The organism is Pseudomonas sp. CK-NBRI-02 (genome assembly GCF_008124495.1).
GTDB lineage: Bacteria > Pseudomonadota > Gammaproteobacteria > Pseudomonadales > Pseudomonadaceae > Aquipseudomonas > Aquipseudomonas guariconensis.
In genome coordinates this window covers 159,213-174,795 of record NZ_VSJH01000039.1, presented here as the reverse complement: position 1 = coordinate 174,795, position 15,583 = coordinate 159,213, and the positions used below count along the sequence as shown (strand labels likewise).

At 61.4% G+C, this 15,583-nt stretch carries 12 protein-coding genes; 4 read left to right on the top strand and 8 right to left on the bottom strand.

Features of this window, described 5'->3' with window-relative positions; genetic code table 11:
- Positions 1-241 precede the first annotated feature (241 nt).
- The 3 genes from DQ397_RS22040 to bglX form a co-directional block, all read right to left on the bottom strand.
- A complete protein-coding gene (locus DQ397_RS22040) occupies positions 242-1,576 on the bottom strand; it encodes a sigma-54 dependent transcriptional regulator (protein ID WP_043206438.1) in 1,335 nt (444 codons plus the stop codon).
- Positions 1,570-3,327 (bottom strand): ATP-binding protein, encoded by a 1,758-nt coding sequence (locus DQ397_RS22035; RefSeq protein WP_043206439.1) that lies wholly within the window; start codon positions 3,325-3,327, stop codon positions 1,570-1,572. The genes DQ397_RS22040 and DQ397_RS22035 overlap by 7 nt, the downstream gene beginning before the upstream one ends.
- Before the next feature lie 117 nt (positions 3,328-3,444).
- Complete coding sequence (bglX, locus tag DQ397_RS22030; protein ID WP_043206527.1) at positions 3,445-5,736, bottom strand: beta-glucosidase BglX; 2,292 nt, start codon at positions 5,734-5,736, stop codon at positions 3,445-3,447.
- A gap of 228 nt (positions 5,737-5,964) precedes the next feature.
- On the opposite strand from bglX, the gene DQ397_RS22025 reads away from it, so the two are divergent.
- Both DQ397_RS22025 and DQ397_RS22020 read left to right on the top strand, forming a co-directional pair.
- Positions 5,965-6,582 (top strand): TPM domain-containing protein, encoded by a 618-nt coding sequence (locus DQ397_RS22025; protein WP_043206528.1) that lies wholly within the window; start codon positions 5,965-5,967, stop codon positions 6,580-6,582.
- 101 nt (positions 6,583-6,683) lie between these two features.
- A complete protein-coding gene (locus tag DQ397_RS22020; protein ID WP_043206440.1) occupies positions 6,684-7,901 on the top strand; it encodes an SAM-dependent methyltransferase in 1,218 nt (405 codons plus the stop codon).
- Between the two features lie 41 nt (positions 7,902-7,942).
- Here the strand turns inward: DQ397_RS22020 and DQ397_RS22015 are convergent, their stop codons facing one another.
- Both DQ397_RS22015 and DQ397_RS22010 read right to left on the bottom strand, forming a co-directional pair.
- Positions 7,943-8,959, bottom strand: a complete 1,017-nt coding sequence (locus DQ397_RS22015; protein WP_043206441.1) for a DUF4917 family protein — start codon at positions 8,957-8,959, stop codon at positions 7,943-7,945.
- 132 nt (positions 8,960-9,091) lie between these two features.
- Positions 9,092-10,795 carry a SulP family inorganic anion transporter gene (locus DQ397_RS22010; protein WP_043206442.1) on the bottom strand — a complete coding sequence of 568 codons (1,704 nt, stop codon included), beginning with the start codon at positions 10,793-10,795 and terminating at the stop codon, positions 9,092-9,094.
- A gap of 651 nt (positions 10,796-11,446) precedes the next feature.
- On the opposite strand from DQ397_RS22010, the gene DQ397_RS22005 reads away from it, so the two are divergent.
- Positions 11,447-12,238, top strand: coding sequence for a competence protein CoiA (locus DQ397_RS22005; RefSeq protein WP_052352314.1), 792 nt, complete (start codon positions 11,447-11,449; stop codon positions 12,236-12,238).
- Here the strand turns inward: DQ397_RS22005 and DQ397_RS24655 are convergent, their stop codons facing one another.
- Complete coding sequence (locus DQ397_RS24655) at positions 12,239-12,970, bottom strand: hypothetical protein (RefSeq protein ID WP_202959329.1); 732 nt, start codon at positions 12,968-12,970, stop codon at positions 12,239-12,241.
- A 54-nt stretch (positions 12,971-13,024) separates the two neighbouring features.
- Here DQ397_RS24655 and DQ397_RS24650 point away from each other — a divergent pair, with 54 nt between their 5' ends.
- Positions 13,025-13,474 carry a hypothetical protein gene (locus tag DQ397_RS24650; RefSeq protein ID WP_202959330.1) on the top strand — a complete coding sequence of 150 codons (450 nt, stop codon included), beginning with the start codon at positions 13,025-13,027 and terminating at the stop codon, positions 13,472-13,474.
- A gap of 41 nt (positions 13,475-13,515) precedes the next feature.
- On the opposite strand, the gene DQ397_RS21995 is transcribed toward DQ397_RS24650, so the two are convergent.
- Positions 13,516-13,893, bottom strand: coding sequence for a hypothetical protein (locus DQ397_RS21995; RefSeq protein WP_052352317.1), 378 nt, complete (start codon positions 13,891-13,893; stop codon positions 13,516-13,518).
- A gap of 336 nt (positions 13,894-14,229) precedes the next feature.
- On the bottom strand, positions 14,230-15,531 hold the full coding sequence (locus tag DQ397_RS21990) for a HEPN/Toprim-associated domain-containing protein (protein WP_043206443.1): 1,302 nt from the start codon (positions 15,529-15,531) through the stop codon (positions 14,230-14,232).
- Positions 15,532-15,583: the final 52 nt, after the last annotated feature.

The window sequence follows — 15,583 nt, the reverse complement described above, 5'->3', positions numbered from 1 at the left end:
CTCGTTGTTTTTGTGGAGCGCGCAGGTCAGCGCTTGAGAAGGGTTTTGCAGAAGCTATGCCAAAGGCGTGCACTGGCGGGCCTGAATGCCCCATCGCGGCGCACGACCATTCCATAACCCGCGAATCCAAAGGCCCTGCAGGCGCAACGTCGCCACGCGATGGGCTGCGTAGCCGCGCCCTTCAATACTTTCGATAAGCGGTTTTTTGCTCATCGGCCACAATGGCTAGGCAAAAAACCGCTCATTCGCGCTCGAGAAAATCGTCCCGCACCAGCCCATGACGCTGCATCTTTTCGTTGAGTGTCCGCCGAGGCAGTTGCAAGGCCTCCATCACGGCCTTGATCTCACCCTTGTACTGTCGCAGCGCGGCGCGCAGGCACTGTGCCTCGAACGCCTCCATCTGGCCGGCGAGCGATTGCCCTGCGGCGCTGGCCTCGACGCTCGGCGCGCCCAGCCCCAGGGCGTGGCGCTCGGCGGCATTGGCCAGCTCGCGCACATTGCCTGGCCAATCATGGGCCAGCAGTTGCGCCAACTGCCCACCGCTCACCGGCGGGGCCGTGCGGCCCAGGCGCTCGGCGGCAGCGCGGGCAAAGTGTTCGAACAACAGGGGGATGTCCTCGCGCCGTTCGCGCAGTGGTGCCAGGCGCAGTTCGGCGACGTTCAGACGGTACGCCAGGTCTTCGCGAAAGCGTCCGGCGCGGGCTTCTTCGAGCAGGTCCGGTTTGGTGGCGGCGATAATGCGCAGGTCGACACTGATGCTCTGGTTGGCGCCCAGGCGCTCCAGCTTCTGCTCCTGAATCACCCGCAGCAGTTTGGCCTGCTGGGCCAGGGGCATGCTCTCGATCTCATCGAGAAACACGGTTCCCCCGTTGGCATATTCCAGCTTGCCGATGCGCTTGCCCTGGGCGCCGGTGAAGGCGCCACTCTCGTGGCCGAACAGCTCGGCCTCGAACAGCGTTTCAGGAATCGCCGCGCAGTTGAGGGCGACGAAGGGCTTGTCGGCGCGCGGACCGAAGTCGTGCAGGCAACGCGCCACACGTTCCTTGCCGCTGCCGGTTTCGCCGCGGATCAACACGTTGACCGGCAGGCTGGCCAGGTCCAGCACCTGCCGGCGCAGGCTCTGCAAGCCTTGGGACATGCCCAGCAGGGTGTTTTCCAGGCGCGCCTTGAGATCGGCCTGCTGGTGCAGGCGACGGTTCTCCAGCACCAACTGGCGTTTCTCCAGGGCGCGGCGCAGGCTGCCGAGCAGGGTCTGCGGCGTAAAGGGTTTTTCCAGAAAGTCATAGGCGCCGTTGCGCATGGCCTCGACGGCCATGGGCACGTCGCCATGGCCGGTGAGCAGGATCACCGGAAGGTCCGGGTCCAGTGCCTGCAGCCGTTCGAGCAGTTGCAGGCCATCGATGCCGGGCATGCGCACATCGCTGACGATCACGCCTGGGAAGTGTTCCGGCAATTGGGCCAGGCACTCTTCGGCGCGGGCGAACAGTTGCACGCTGAAGCCCGAAAGGCTCAGCCACTGCTGCACCGCGGTGCGGATGCTGGCTTCATCATCGACGACGATCACCGAATTCAACATACAGGCTCCAGGTCGCGGGGCAAGGTAAGGCTCAGGCGGGCGCCACCGGGCAGGTTTTCGGCCTGCAACTGGCCGCCGGCCTCATGGACGATGCCATAAGAGATCGCCAGACCCAGGCCGAGCCCTTCGCCGACCGGTTTGGTGGTGAAGAACGGATCGAAGATTCGGGCCAGATCCGCCTGGGGGATACCGCCGCCGGAGTCCAGCACGCTCAGGCGCCACTGACCATCATCGGCTTCGATTCGGATCTCCAGGCGTTTGTAACGCTTGTCGGCCATGGCGTCGAGGGCATTGCGCAACAGGTTGATCAACACTTGCTCGAGGCGGATCGCATCGCCCCTGACCCACGCGGGGCGCGCCAGGTACAGCGCCACTTCGACGCCCTCGCCACGGATGCGGGCATCGAGCAGATGCAACGCCTGGTCGACCACGGTGGCCAGGTCCAGGCGCTCGCGTAGCCCGCCGGGGCTGTTGCGGGCAAACGTCTTGAGATGGCCGGTCAGCGCCGCCATGCGCGTGAGCATCTGCTCCAGCGGCTCCAGGGCCTGCCGGGCCTCGTCGTAGCGACCGTGGTCGAGCAGCAGGCGCAGGGTCTCGAGCTGCATGCGCTGGGTGGTCAGGGGCTGGTTGATTTCATGGGCCAGGGCTGCCGACATTTGCCCCAGGGCCGCAAGCTTGGCCGACTGCACCAGGCCCTCCTGGGCGGTGCGCAGTTCGCGGGTGCGCTCTTCGACCAGGCGCTTGAGTTCGTTGCGGCTGCGCTGGCGCAGGCGTGCCAGGCGCAGGCGCTGGCTGACGAACAGTGCGGCGAACACCAGGCTCAGCCAGATCGCCGCCGCGGTCAGGGCGGCGTTGCGTCCGTCGGCGCTGACCTGGGGCTTACGCAGCAGATGCAAGGTCCAGCCTTCTGCCTCCAGCGGCAGGCTTTCCCACAGGTAGTCGACGCTGCCATCCGGGCCTTGCACGCGGCTCAAATGGCTGTTGGCGCCGAAGTCGGTCAGCACCTGATGCTGCAGGGGGACCAAGGGTTGCTTGTCGTACTGGCGGGTCTCGGCAAGCTCGGCGCGGTCGGCGGGGGAAATCGGCTGTAGCTCACGGTAGCGCCAGCCGTCCTGGTTGGCGATGAAGGTGATGCCTCGGGCATCGCTGACCAACAGGATGTCGCTGCCTTGGCGCCATTCGCGCTCAAGTTCGGGGAACTCCAGTTTGACCACCATGGCGCCGAGGAAGCGTCCCTGTTCGTCGGTGACCGCGTTGGCCAGGAAGTAGCCTGGTACGCCACTGGTGACACCGACCGCGTAGAAGCGGCCGCTGCCGTGGCTGCGGGTCTGCTTGAAATAGGGGCGAAAGCCGTAGTTGGAGCCGACATAGGTCGTCGGCAGGCGCCAGTTGCTGGCCGCGATGGCCAAGCCCGTGCGATCGAGTAACTCCAGGGTGGAGGAGTTGGCGGCGCCGTTGATGCGTTCGAGCTTGCGGTTCAGGGCGTCCTGCACCTGTTCGGTGACCGGGCCGCGCAAGGCCGCGATCAGCTCCGGGTCCAGCGCCAGTACGGCGGGCAGGGCACGGTAGCGCTCGATCAGGGTGTGCAGGGCATTGGCGTAGAGGGTCAGTTGCTGGCTGGCCCGACGTGCGTCGGTCTCCATCGACTGGCGCTTGGCCTGGTGCATCGCCCAGCCAGCGCTGAGCGCGGTGCCGATGACAATCACCAGGACGATCAGGGCCAGACGCAAGGTTCGGAAGGAAAATAGCATGCGGCTGATCCTTGGCCTGTGCTGGGTGTGTTTAAGGTTTTTCACGCAGACTGTGGGCGCGGGTAAACCTACGCCCACAGGGCTGTGCTTAGGGCGCAACCCTGCGGGCGGAAGTTGTCACAGCAACTCGAAGCTCTGCTGCTGCACAGCCTCGGAGTCGAGGCCGACCTGGACATTGAACTGCCCCGGCTCTGCGACCCGTTGCAGCTGGCCATTGTAGAACTTCAGATCATCCTCGCTGATGCGGAAGGTCAAGGTGCGCGACTCGCCAGCCTTGAGCATCAGTTTCTGGAAGTTTTTCAGTTCTTTGACCGGGCGGCTCATGGAAGCGCTGACATCCTGAACGTAGAGCTGGACCACGGTTTCGCCGTCGCGCTTGCCGGTGTTCTTCACCGTCACCTTGGCCTCCAGCGTGCCGCCACGCTTGAGTTGCTGGCTACCCAACGACAGGCCGGACAGTTCGAAGCTGCTGTAGCTCAGGCCATAGCCGAACGGGTAGAGCGGGCCGTTGGGCTCCTCGAAGTACTGCGAGGTGTAGTTGCCTGGCTTGCCCGGAGTGTATGGCCGGCCGATGCGCATGTGGTTGTAGTACATCGGGATTTGCCCGACCGAGCGCGGGAAGGTGATCGCCAGCTTGCCGGACGGGTTGTAGTCGCCGAACAGTACATCGGCGATCGCGTTGCCGCCTTCGGTGCCGCTGAACCAGGTTTCCAGCAATGCGTCGGCCTGCTCACGCTCCCAGGCCAGCGACAGCGGGCGGCCGTTCATCAACACCAGTACCAAAGGCTTGCCGGTAGCCTTCAGCGCCTTGATCAAGTCACGCTGCACTGCCGGGATTTCCAGCGTGGTACGGCTGGAGGATTCGTGGGACATGCCGCGAGACTCGCCGACCACCGCCACCACCACATCCGATTGTTTGGCGGCCTTGACCGCTTCGTCGATCAGCACGGCGGCTGGACGCGGGTCGTCGACGATCTCGGGCGCGGCGAAGTTGAGGAAGTTCAGGTAGTCGAAGATGGCCTTGTCGCCGGTGACGTTCGAGCCTTTGGCGTAAAGCAGCTTGGCCTTGCCCTCCAAGGCGCGGCGCAGGCCTTCGCGCACGGTCACAGAGTGTTCCGGTTTGCCGTCGGCGGCCCAACTGCCCATCATGTCGATTGGTGCATCGGCCAGAGGGCCGACCAAGGCGATGGTGCCGGCCTTCTTCAGAGGCAGGGTCTGGTCGCGGTTTTCCAGCAGGACCAGGCTGCGGCGTGCCACGTCACGGGCGGCTTCGCGGTGCAGGCGGCTTTCAGCGTAGTAATCCTTGACGTCGTTTTCGGCCTTGCCGATGCGCACGTACGGGTCCTTGAACAGGCCCATGTCGTACTTGGCGCCCAGCACTTCGCGCACGGCCTGGTTCAGTTCGGCCTGGGTCACTTCACCGGACTTGAGCAGGCCGGGCAGTTCCTCGCCGTAGAGCGTGTCGTTCATGCTCATGTCGATACCGGCCTTGATGGCCAGCTTGGCGGCTTCGCGACCGTCCTGGGCCACGCCATGGCGGATCAGTTCCTGGATGGCGCCGTGGTCGCTGATGGTCACACCCTTGAAGCCCCACTCCTTGCGCAGCAGGTCGTTCATCAGCCAGGTGTTGGAGGTGGCCGGCACGCCATTGATCGAGTTCAGTGCGACCATCACGCCACCGGCGCCGGCCTCCAGGCTGGCGCGGTAGGGCGGCAGGTAGTCGTTGTACATCTTCGGCAGGCTCATATCGACTGTGTTGTAGTCGCGCCCGCCTTCCACCGCGCCGTACAGGGCGAAGTGCTTGACGATGGCCATGATGCTGTCGGGTTCGGCCGGGCTGGTGCCCTGGAATGCCTTGACCATTACCTGGCCGATTTTCGAAGTGAGATAGGTGTCCTCACCGAAGCCCTCGCTGGTGCGGCCCCAGCGTGGGTCGCGGGCGATATCGACCATCGGGCCGAAGGTCATGTCCAGGGAGTCGGCGGCCGCCTCGATCGCCGAGGTGCGGCCGACCTTGGCAATGGCGTCCATGTCCCAAGTCGCCGCCAGGCCCAGGCCGATCGGGAAAATGGTGCGCTCGCCATGGATGGTGTCGTAGGCGAAGAACATCGGGATCTTCAGGCGGCTGCGCATGGCGGCGTCCTGCATCGGCCGGTTCTCGGGGGCAGTGCGCGAGTTGAAGGTGCCGCCGATGCGTCCGGCCGCGATTTCTTCACGGATCTTCTCGCGGGGCATTTCCGGGCCGATGCTGATCAGGCGCAACTGGCCGATCTTCTCGGCCTCGGTCATCTGGCCGATCAGGTGTTCGATGAACGCCTGCTTGTCCTGCAGCGGCGGTGCGGAGGTGGCGGCCAGGGCCGCCTGACTGGCAAGGCCCATGGCCAGGCCCAGCAAAGACAGTTTCATCATGAATTCCATTGTCGTGGCCCCTTGCCGTATCCAGGGGGATACGTGCACGGCCGGAGTTTTTCTTGGCGGCTATTGTTGTACAGTTCGCCGGGCTTCACTTGGCTGATCGGCCCTGCCTGGTCCAATGCAGCGGCGGATTATGCCTTATATGGCGGGCATCATGAGATACACTTCCCGCCGACCGGCTGTCGGGACAACAACAATAAGAACGATCGAGAGACCCATGGCATGACTGTCTTCAACGAATACGAGCAGCGCCAGATTGCCGAGGCCATCGCTCGGGCCGAGCAACGCACCGATGCGGAACTGGTGACCGTGCTGGCGCGCCGCGCGGACGATTACGCCTACCTGCCCCTGCTATGGGCCGCGCTGCTGGCTTTGGCCATACCGGGCCTGGCGCACATGGCCTTGGGGTGGCCTGATTTGCGCAGCCTGTTGGTGGTCCAGGTAGTGACGTTCGTCGGCCTGTGCCTGCTGCTGCGCAATCCACGTCTGGCCAACCGCCTGGTCCCGCGCCTGTTGCGTCAGCGCCGCGCCTCGGGCCTGGCGCGGCAACAGTTTCTCGAGCTCAACTTGCAACACACCGCCGGTGCTACCGGGGTGCTGATCTTCGTCAGCGAGGCCGAGCGACATGTGGAGATCCTGGTCGACGAGGGCATTGCCCGGCATCTGCCCGAGCAGCCGTGGGATGCCATCATCGCCCGCTTTACCGAGCAGGTGTGCCAGGGCCAGACCCTGCAGGGCTTCGTCGATTGCATCGAAGCCTGTGGCGAGCTGCTAAGCGAACACGTACCGCCGACCTTCGCGCGCAACGAGCTGCCCAACCGCCTGGTGATCCTGGACTGAGCCGCGTCCATCGATTAAAGCTTCGCGCTGGCCGGGCATCGACGTAAAATGCCGGCCATTGCGCGCTGCGCGCCCCCCGCGATTCGAGGCACCCACTTTCCATGTCCGCCACTCCCTCCGCTACCACCGCGCCGGATGCGCATGCCCAGTTCCTGGCTTTGCTGGCCGATGCCTTGCAGGCCGGTACCCTGGTCAAGCTGGTGCTGGCGCGCCATGTCGGCGTTGACCAGACCCTTCAGCGGATCATCGCCAAGCCTTTACAGGTCAAGGGCCAGGACTGCCTGTCGCTGGTCTACCGCCACCAGACCCGTGACATTACCCGCAACCTGCCGCTGGAGCAGGCCCAGACGCTGGTGGCCGAGCTGTTGCCCGAGAGTTTTCGCAATGCCCATCTGTTCACCGCCGAGGGCGAGGTGCAGCTGGGTTTCAGCAAAAAGGGCAAGCCGATGCTCCAGCGCCACATCGCGCAACCTGCCCGTGAACAGGCTGCCACCACCCATGATCGAGAGAAGAAGCGCTACCTGGAACTGTCGCGGCCGTTCTTGCGCGATCTAGGAGTGACCGATGCCCAAGGCGCGTTGATTCCGTCCATGTCGCGCAAGTGGAAGCAGATCAACAAGTTCATCGAGGTCTTCGACCACGCCCTGGCCAGCGCACCCCTGACCATGGACCAGCCGCTAAGGGTGGCGGATTTCGGTTCGGGCAAGGGCTACCTGACCTTCGCCATGCACGACTACCTGCGCAACAGCCTGGTGCGTGAAGCCCTGGTGACCGGTGTCGAGCTGCGTCAGGACATGGTCGACCTGTGCAACGCCGCTGCCGCGCGGCTGGAGCACCCTGGCCTTGAGTTCCAGTGCGGCGACGTGCGCAGCGTGGTGCCCGAAGCCATCGAGGTGATGATCGCGTTGCACGCCTGCGACATTGCCACCGACTACGCCATCCATACCGGCATCCGTTGCAACGCCGCGATCATCATGTGCTCGCCGTGCTGCCACAAGCAGATCCGCCCGCAACTGCACAGCCCAGGCCTGCTCCAGCCGATGTTGCAGTACGGCCTGCACCTCGGCCAGCAGGCCGAGATGCTCACCGACAGCCTACGCGCCCTTTACCTCGAGGCCTGCGGCTACGAGACCAAGGTGTTCGAGTTCATTTCGCTGGAGCACACCAACAAGAACAAGATGATTCTGGCGGTCAAGCGCCGGCAGGCGGGGGACAACACCGCATTGCTGGCCAAGATCGAGCAGCTGAAGGCGTTCTATGGCGTGAAGGAGCATTGCCTGGAGACGTTGTTGCGTCAGGATGGGTTGCTCGCCGCTTGACCTGTCTTGGGGTGTACAGCAGCCCATGACAGGTGGAGCATTCATCTGGGTCGGGCGTGTTCTGCCGGCCCCACGATCGCCAACGCCGGGTTGCCCAGCGGGTGGCTGGCGGCGTCGAAGAAGTGCACGGCCGTTCCTGGCAGGTCGGCGAAGCGCTGCATGAAATGCTGCTTCTGGTTGATGATCGACGCTTCGCTCAAGGGGCGGATGGCGATCGACAGGTGCGTGGGGCGGGCTTGGCGAATGGCCTCGAGCAGGTGCTGATCGCTGGCGTCCAGGTGCTGGCCGAACAGGCATAGGCCCTCGCGTTCCCCGGATAGTTGGCCCAACCCCCACGACAGGTAGTCCGAGGCGCGGATAGCGCGCAGTTTTTCTTCGCTGCGGCTCTCGTTGACGAACAGCGGCACTTCCCCCGGAATGTTCACGGCAAAGCCTTCGAGCAGCTCGGCGCATTCGGCGCTGCGCTGGCGGGTGGTGCCGTCGGGGAGTTTGAGCAGGTGCAGCCCGCCGTGCAGATGAACGATGCGGATGCCTTCGGTCGCGGTGCGGCGCACATCGAAGAAGCCCTGCTCGTCGAACAGCGTGGCGAAGCCTTCCGGCGCCTGATTGACAGCCCAAGGCAGGAGCAGGTCGTAGTTGCTGGTGTAGACGTTGCGGTAGCTGCGCAGAGCCTGGTTGATCGTCGCCAAGGTGTCGCTCGGCACGCGCGTCCAGGGCAGGTGCACGGCGCGCGTGGCGTGGATCAGGGCTTCCTTGATCGAGTAGTAGCGGTTCAGTGGCGCGGTGGAGTTGATGGCCAGCGCGGCATTGGCGCGTACCGTGGTGTTCAGGGTGCTGAGCACCGGCTCGAACAGCTCGGTACCCAGGGACTTGAACAGCGCCTGGTCGCTCACGCCCAAGGCCTTGTGACGGACCCGCTGGGCCTCCTCGAACAGCGAGAAGTAGCCGAACGGCTTCCACACGGCACGGCTGGCGCCGTTGCCCACCAGAAGGGCGGTGCAGGGATGGCGGTCATTGAGCGCCTGCCAGGAGGGCAGATGGGCATCGAGAGAGGGCATGGCAGGTCCATTGGGCAAGGCGAGGAACGCGGGGACTTTAGCATGCCGCAGCCTTGATGCGGGACGCGCACCGCGCTTGCCTAGGCCAGGCCTCCCCAGCGCGTGCCTGCTCGTGACCGGGCCACGGACTGCTTACGGTTCGAGTACCGGATGTCGGCGTGTGCGGTTGCGCCACACCCGATACGCCCGAATCCCTGCACGCACCGAGCCGAACAGCAGCTTTTCTTCCATTTCCCGTGCCATGCCTGAGCGCACCAGCATGCGCAGGAAGTTGCCACGGGCGCGGGCGATGGCGAAGTAGATACCTTGGGCGGCGAGGGTGTCGCGCGCCTCGCGCAGGGCAGCGACGCCGCTGACGTCGATGCTGGTCACCGCCTCGGCGTCGAACAGTACGGCCTGGGGCTTGCTCTCACCTTGGACGGCATCGAGCAGGCGCATCTTGAAGTAGTCGGCGTTGAAAAACAGGATCGCGTCGTCGAAGCGATACACCACAAGGCCCGGCACCGTCCGCGCTTCGGGGTGATGGCGAACGTCGACCTGGCCCTCGACGCCGGGCAGCCAGCCAAGGACGGCGTCGGTGGGCTGATAGATGCTGTACAGCAGGCGCAGGATCGCCAGGGTCACGGCGAAGATGATCCCAGGCAGCACACCCAGGCTGAGGACGCCGGCGGTGGTGAGCAGGCACAGCCAGAATTCGAAGCGGCTGAGCTTGTGGATCTTGCTCAGGGACTTCACATCGATCAGCCCCCAGCCGGCCATCAACAAGACGGCGCCCAGCGCCGCCTGGGGAATCCACGCCATGGGGGCGGTGAAGAACAGCAGAATCAAGGCGATCACCAGCGCGGCGATGATTCCGACCAGTTGGCTCTTGCCTCCGACCATGTCGTTGACCGCCGTGCGCGAGTCGGCGCCGCTGATGGCAAAGCCCTGGGACATCCCCGCCGCCAGGTTGCTCACGCCGAGGGCAACGAACTCGTGGTTGGCATTGATCGCATAGCCGTGGCGGGCGGCGAAGCTGCGAGCGGTGAGCATCGCGCTGCAGAAACTGACGGTGGCGATGCCCAGGGCATCGCGCAACAGGCTTTTGGTTTCCGCCAGGGTGCTTTGCGGCCATGCCAGCTCCGGAATGCCTGCTGGCACCGGGCCGAGAATGGCGACGCCGAAGCGGTCGAGGCCGAACAGGCCGGCCAGCAAGGTGAATACCGCCACGGTCACCAGCGCTGCCGGCAAGCGGGGGTAGCGTCGCGGCAGCCAGACCAGCAGGCCCAGGCCGACCAGGCCGATGGCCAGGGTCAGCCAGTGGATCTCGCCCAGGCGCTGGAGAAAGTTGATCAGGCTAAGGATGAAACCGTCGCCTTCGATCTTGAACCCCACCACCTTGCTCATCTGCCCGGCGATCAGACTCAGGCCGATACCGTTGAGGTAGCCGATCAGGATGGGACGCGAGAAGAAGCTGGCGATGAAGCCCGCCCGCGCGAAGCCGGCGGCGATCAGCATCACGCCGACCAGCACCGTGACGATCACCGAAAGCTCGGCGATGCGGTGCGGATCGCCCATCGCCAGTGGGGCGACGGCGCCGGCGATCATGGCGCAAGTAGCGGCGTCCGGGCCGACCATGAGTTGGCGGGAGCTGCCGACCAGGGCATAGACGATCATCGGCAGCACGCAGGCGTATAGCCCGTACTGGGGTGGCAGGCCGACGATCTGGGCGTAGGCGATGGCAATGGGGATCTGGATCGCGGCCACCGAAAGGCCGGCCTGAAGGTCAGCGTGGAACCACTCGCGGCGGTAGTGCAGCAGATTGGCCAGGCCCGGTAGCCAGCGGGAGAGAAACATGCACGCGTCCTTGGAAATGTTTCGGGGTGCTGATCAGCATAAGTGTCCTGAGGCCGCTTCGCTTGCGAGCCCACGGACAGCATTCAAGCTGATCGGGTCGATGATGGCTATGGGCTAGGTCAAGAACAGCGGAGATTGGGCAGCGAAGGGGAGGTTCACAATCCCGGAAACTGGCGGAGCCTGCGATGGATAGCGACCTTTGGATTGTCCAGGACTACGTAGATACGAACAGGCGCGCCTCGCGATAGGCGATGGGGGCTTGTATTGATTAAGGCTGGATCGGCGCGGGCTGCGCCTGGAGGAAAGTGGAGCGGGTGATGCGACTTGCACCCGGTTCACAACCCTTTGTTTAACAAGGGTTTTTACGCGATGAGAAAATTGAAATGGACTACATCGCGGACTGAATCCTCCCATACAAACGAAGCTCTCGTCTACTCACTCTCGCTCACCTCCACTCTCGTCCAGGGGGCGCCACGACAATCCATCCAGTGCGTCATGCCAGCGTTTGAGAGCTACATTGAAGGCAGGCGGCTTACGGGGGGCGCCCTCAGTCAACATGGATACGCAAACCCACCAAGCACTGGTTAGGGGCCGTTGATGCGAGCAGGAGTACCCGACTGCCTGCCGATCGAGACAATGGAGGTACGCTGGATGGTGATGGTGATCGAAGCTTCGTTCGCTGACGGTCGTGGGGTAGCCAACGCTCTCCAGATGACGGCTAGTCAATGGCTGGCGCTGCAGGCGAGCTACCAGGTTGGCGAGTTACTTATGCCGTGTTGCTCGGCACCCGCCATCCCAAAAATCAGCCCAAACGGATTTCCCTTCTTTGCCCATGCAGGAGGCGCTTGCAGTACCTCCGAAGAGAGCCAGTGGCATCTGGCCGCAAAGCTGTTGGTACGCAGCGAACTGCAGAACCTAGGGTGTCAGGCAGCGCTGGAGGTTCCCGGCCATGGCAGTGGGGGCAAATGGCAAGCTGACGTGTGGGCGGAGCGCAGCGGGGTCAAGCTGGCCGTGGAGATCCAACGCTCTTATCAGTCATTGCGCGACTATCGCCGCCGTCAGGAGCGCTACCGATCTGAAGGGGTTCGAGCCTTGTGGCTCATGCGAAGCGATCGCTATCTGACCCTGGTAAAGAGCATGGGGAAGGAACGCCTGCGTACCGAGTTCGGTGGTCGATTTCCGCCTGAGGGTTTTTATCCTTGCCTCAAGGATGTCCCCGTGGCTCAGTTGCAACTGGAACCCACTGTAGGCGTCGGTGGAGCCGGTTTCTTCAGCGCTACAGTCCCCCAGCTGCTCGAAGCCTGTCTGACGGATCGGTTTCTGTGTATCGATGGCCGATGGTGCATTGATAGCCAGGATTCGACGAGCTTGGCTGACAAGCACGCGATAGATCCAGCTACCGCTGCCGTGCAGACCGTGACGGGCCCCCGTACCAGTTCTTAGCTAGGGTTTTGTAGCAATGCACGCTTCTCCCGTGAGAAAATTCGCTGGCATTTTTAGGGCAAAAGGACCACTGCATCTGAGCTCCATGTTCGCGAACGCGGAGATCACTGCGTGGCTAACAGGGAACGGGGGAAGAGCGGTGGCACCCAGAGATCCAGCAAAGACACTTCGTAATCGCAAGATCGCTGAACTGACAGAGAAGATGGCGAGCTCAAGGATGAGGTTCTGGCGATTACCGGTTACCGCAACGAGCACTCGCTCAATGCCACCTACGGCGGCAAGTACGCTGAGTACATCGACATCAAACACGAAGTCATAGATTCGCCCGAGCAATTCATCGCGCTCTATGTCCGTGGATTCCTTGACGTACTTGAAAGCCTTGGGCGCGCAGCTCGTCCAGGCAACACCTATTTCGATGCCCATTCGCACATCAAAAATTCCGAAAAAGTGATGCTGTGGTTCAGGCTCTTTCTCACCAGGACCTATCTGCGCAACTACGACGCTCTCACCCGAAAGCGTCCCGAGGTTGAGGACGCCGAGATTTGGATCGGCCAGGAAAACGCTTCCTACGGCCTGCTCGTGACTCCCCGATTCAAGAATGGGGCGTGGGAGAACGACAAAAGCGAGATCCGGCATTTCAGACCCAACTACTGGACCATCGGCCATGTCCTGCAGACCGGCTTCGTAATTCCCGATGAAGATGACCGAATAGAGTTCGCTTCCGTTGATCACTACCTCACGTTCTTCCGCCAGACGTTGGTACGCAACTCTGGATCGAAGCACGAGATGGAGATCGCCAAGCGCTACTGCACATTCGTCCAAGAGAGCGAGAACCCGTTAGAGGTCCCTCTGTTGATACCGGAGTTACGCTACGGCGGAAAAGTCGCCCGACATGAGTATCGGCTCGATTTCACCATCATTGATCCCTTTACCCTTTCCAAAGTTGGCTTCGAGCTGTCCCCTTGGTCCACTCACGGAAGACTCGAGCGAACTAAAGATAAAACTCAGAAGCAGATCAACGAAGAGGCGCAGGAAAACTTTGAGAAGGAGATGCGTAAGCTGAAAGCGTACTTCCGCAAGCGTGGTATTCCCATCATCGTTTACACCGACACAGACCTGCGTGATCCAGATGCCATATTTGCCAATATGGTCGAGTATTTGACCCCGACTCGTATGGCCAAACAGCTCGAATTCCATGCCATGGAGGAATTCTTGGCTTTCAAGCCGGTTCATTAGGAGGCAAGGGGCGTCGCGACACAAGGGACGCCCCCGATGGCTCAAGGCATTGTAATGGTAACGAGGTAATTGCCGGTGGTTACTGGCTTGCCAGCGCGGTCCACCAGTTTGTATTGCTGATCGAAGTAGCGGCCCTCGGTGGTGCTGCTGAAGACTAACTTAGCCTTTACCGACGTGGAGTCAGATGAGCTGAGCGACGTTTTGGGTCGGACAGGGTGCACACTGACATCAATGTTACGGGAGGGGGTGGGACAAGCATCCATACGCCAACCGGTGGAATCGAATGAAGTTGTGCAGGGGGATTCAACTACATTGCCGGTAAAGCGTATGACACCGGACCCCACGAGTGTTTCTGCTTGGGACAACGGAAACGCACCCAACATTGCTATCGCGACAACTAACGGAAACTTGCCATTCATGACCGATCTCCTTGAGGAATGCCTCACCTTGAGTATCGACCGAATTTTTTGGTTCTTAAGGATTGTCTTGTTGCGAGTGGCGATAATTTTGCGGGCGCAAAAAGCAATTGGTTGTAGTCGGTGCACAGCTTAGCGTTTCGTGTGGAACCCCATCGCGACCAAACGTCATTAATGCTGGCGTTTTATGCGAGTGTCGCAGGCCGCCTGCCTACTGTTTCTGTCTTTGTAGAGGTGCTGAATGAGGTTCGTCTGATGTGGGGGCTCGACGGCTACCTTTAGGGTTGGCGCATCTTAGAGTGCCCTTAAACCATCGAGACGAAGAAGGGCGAAGCATCATCAACTAGAGGACGCCATGGCGGATGCCACCAGCAAGCTACTTTCCTCGAAGAGTGAGCTCAGCACGTGCTCTAGCTTTCGAGTATCGTAATTGCAGGTTTGTATAGTCTCGGCAGTCAGAGCCATGAATGCGCGCGTGTACGTATCCTTGAATTCCAGCGAGCCTTGATAAATTTCTCGCTCTTTTTTGTAGTTCGTCCAAACTACAGTGGCGGGGGCGTAATTGGGCAAGTTGAGATCAAGATAGCACTCAATTGCTGCCGCTCGGCCGTTGATATCGCTATTGTTGATTCCCTCTGGGCCTCGGGCTGGGAAGCTTCGGAACTCATCAAGCGCTGGAAGGACCATTGCGCGCATGTTGGCTGGAAGCTTGAAGCGTTGAATGTTCTCATATGCATCAACGCCTTCTGCATCGTTATCCAATAGAAAGATGACTTGGTTTTGTACATCAATCTTGGCTAGGCCTTCAGCGAACTTAACCAGGCTGCCCGTCCCCGAAAATGGATGTCGCTCGCTGATGTCTATAAAGCGGAAGAAATCTGCCACTTCCGGACGAAGTAACTCAATCGCACGTTTCAAGATATGGATATCGGATGATCCCTCGGTTGCGATCAGGATTGTTTGCTCACGACGCGCACAAGGCACGAACTCCGAGACGTCGGCCCAGCCCGCATGAACGAGTGGGCCATATTGCCAGACGACATCCAAGTCTAGGTTTACTGGATTTTCCGCGAGCAATCTTAGGACAGCGTACGTCGGTAAAAAGGTGATTAGCACGCCAAAATAGCTGCGCTCGGAATATGCATTGGAGAAGCATTCTGAGTCAGATGGGATTCGCTCAGCGAATTCGGATCCTTCAAATCGACCACGAATAGCTTTGGTGCCTTCGTCGCCCAGATCCTCAACATATTCATCATTAAGGGACTGTATTGCATGAGCTTTTACAAAGCTCAGAAGCTCATCAAAGCTCAGAGGCTCTACAGGGCCTTCATGTAACTCACCGTTCGTAGCCCGGCTTTCTTTCCATTGCTTCGCCAACTGTTCGTAAACATGGCGGACCGTCTCAATGCGGTATCCGAGGAGTTCCAGTCGAGGGACGAGTGTACGCAACGGCCGGCTAAACGCCATTTCTCTGTCAGCCGCGCTTAGTCCACGCTCCTGGAGATAGTTGTAATCAATTTGATCAGAGCGCACGTATTGCCGATCGCAGTCTTGGAATAGCATGCCATGGTCAATGCCTCTATGGTTTTTGCTCCAATCGACTTCGAGGCCTCCAACGGTTAGATCAATAATGGTTCCCACAAGCAACTCCTGGATTCTCTACTTCCGTTCCACATTGACAAAGTCGAGTGAA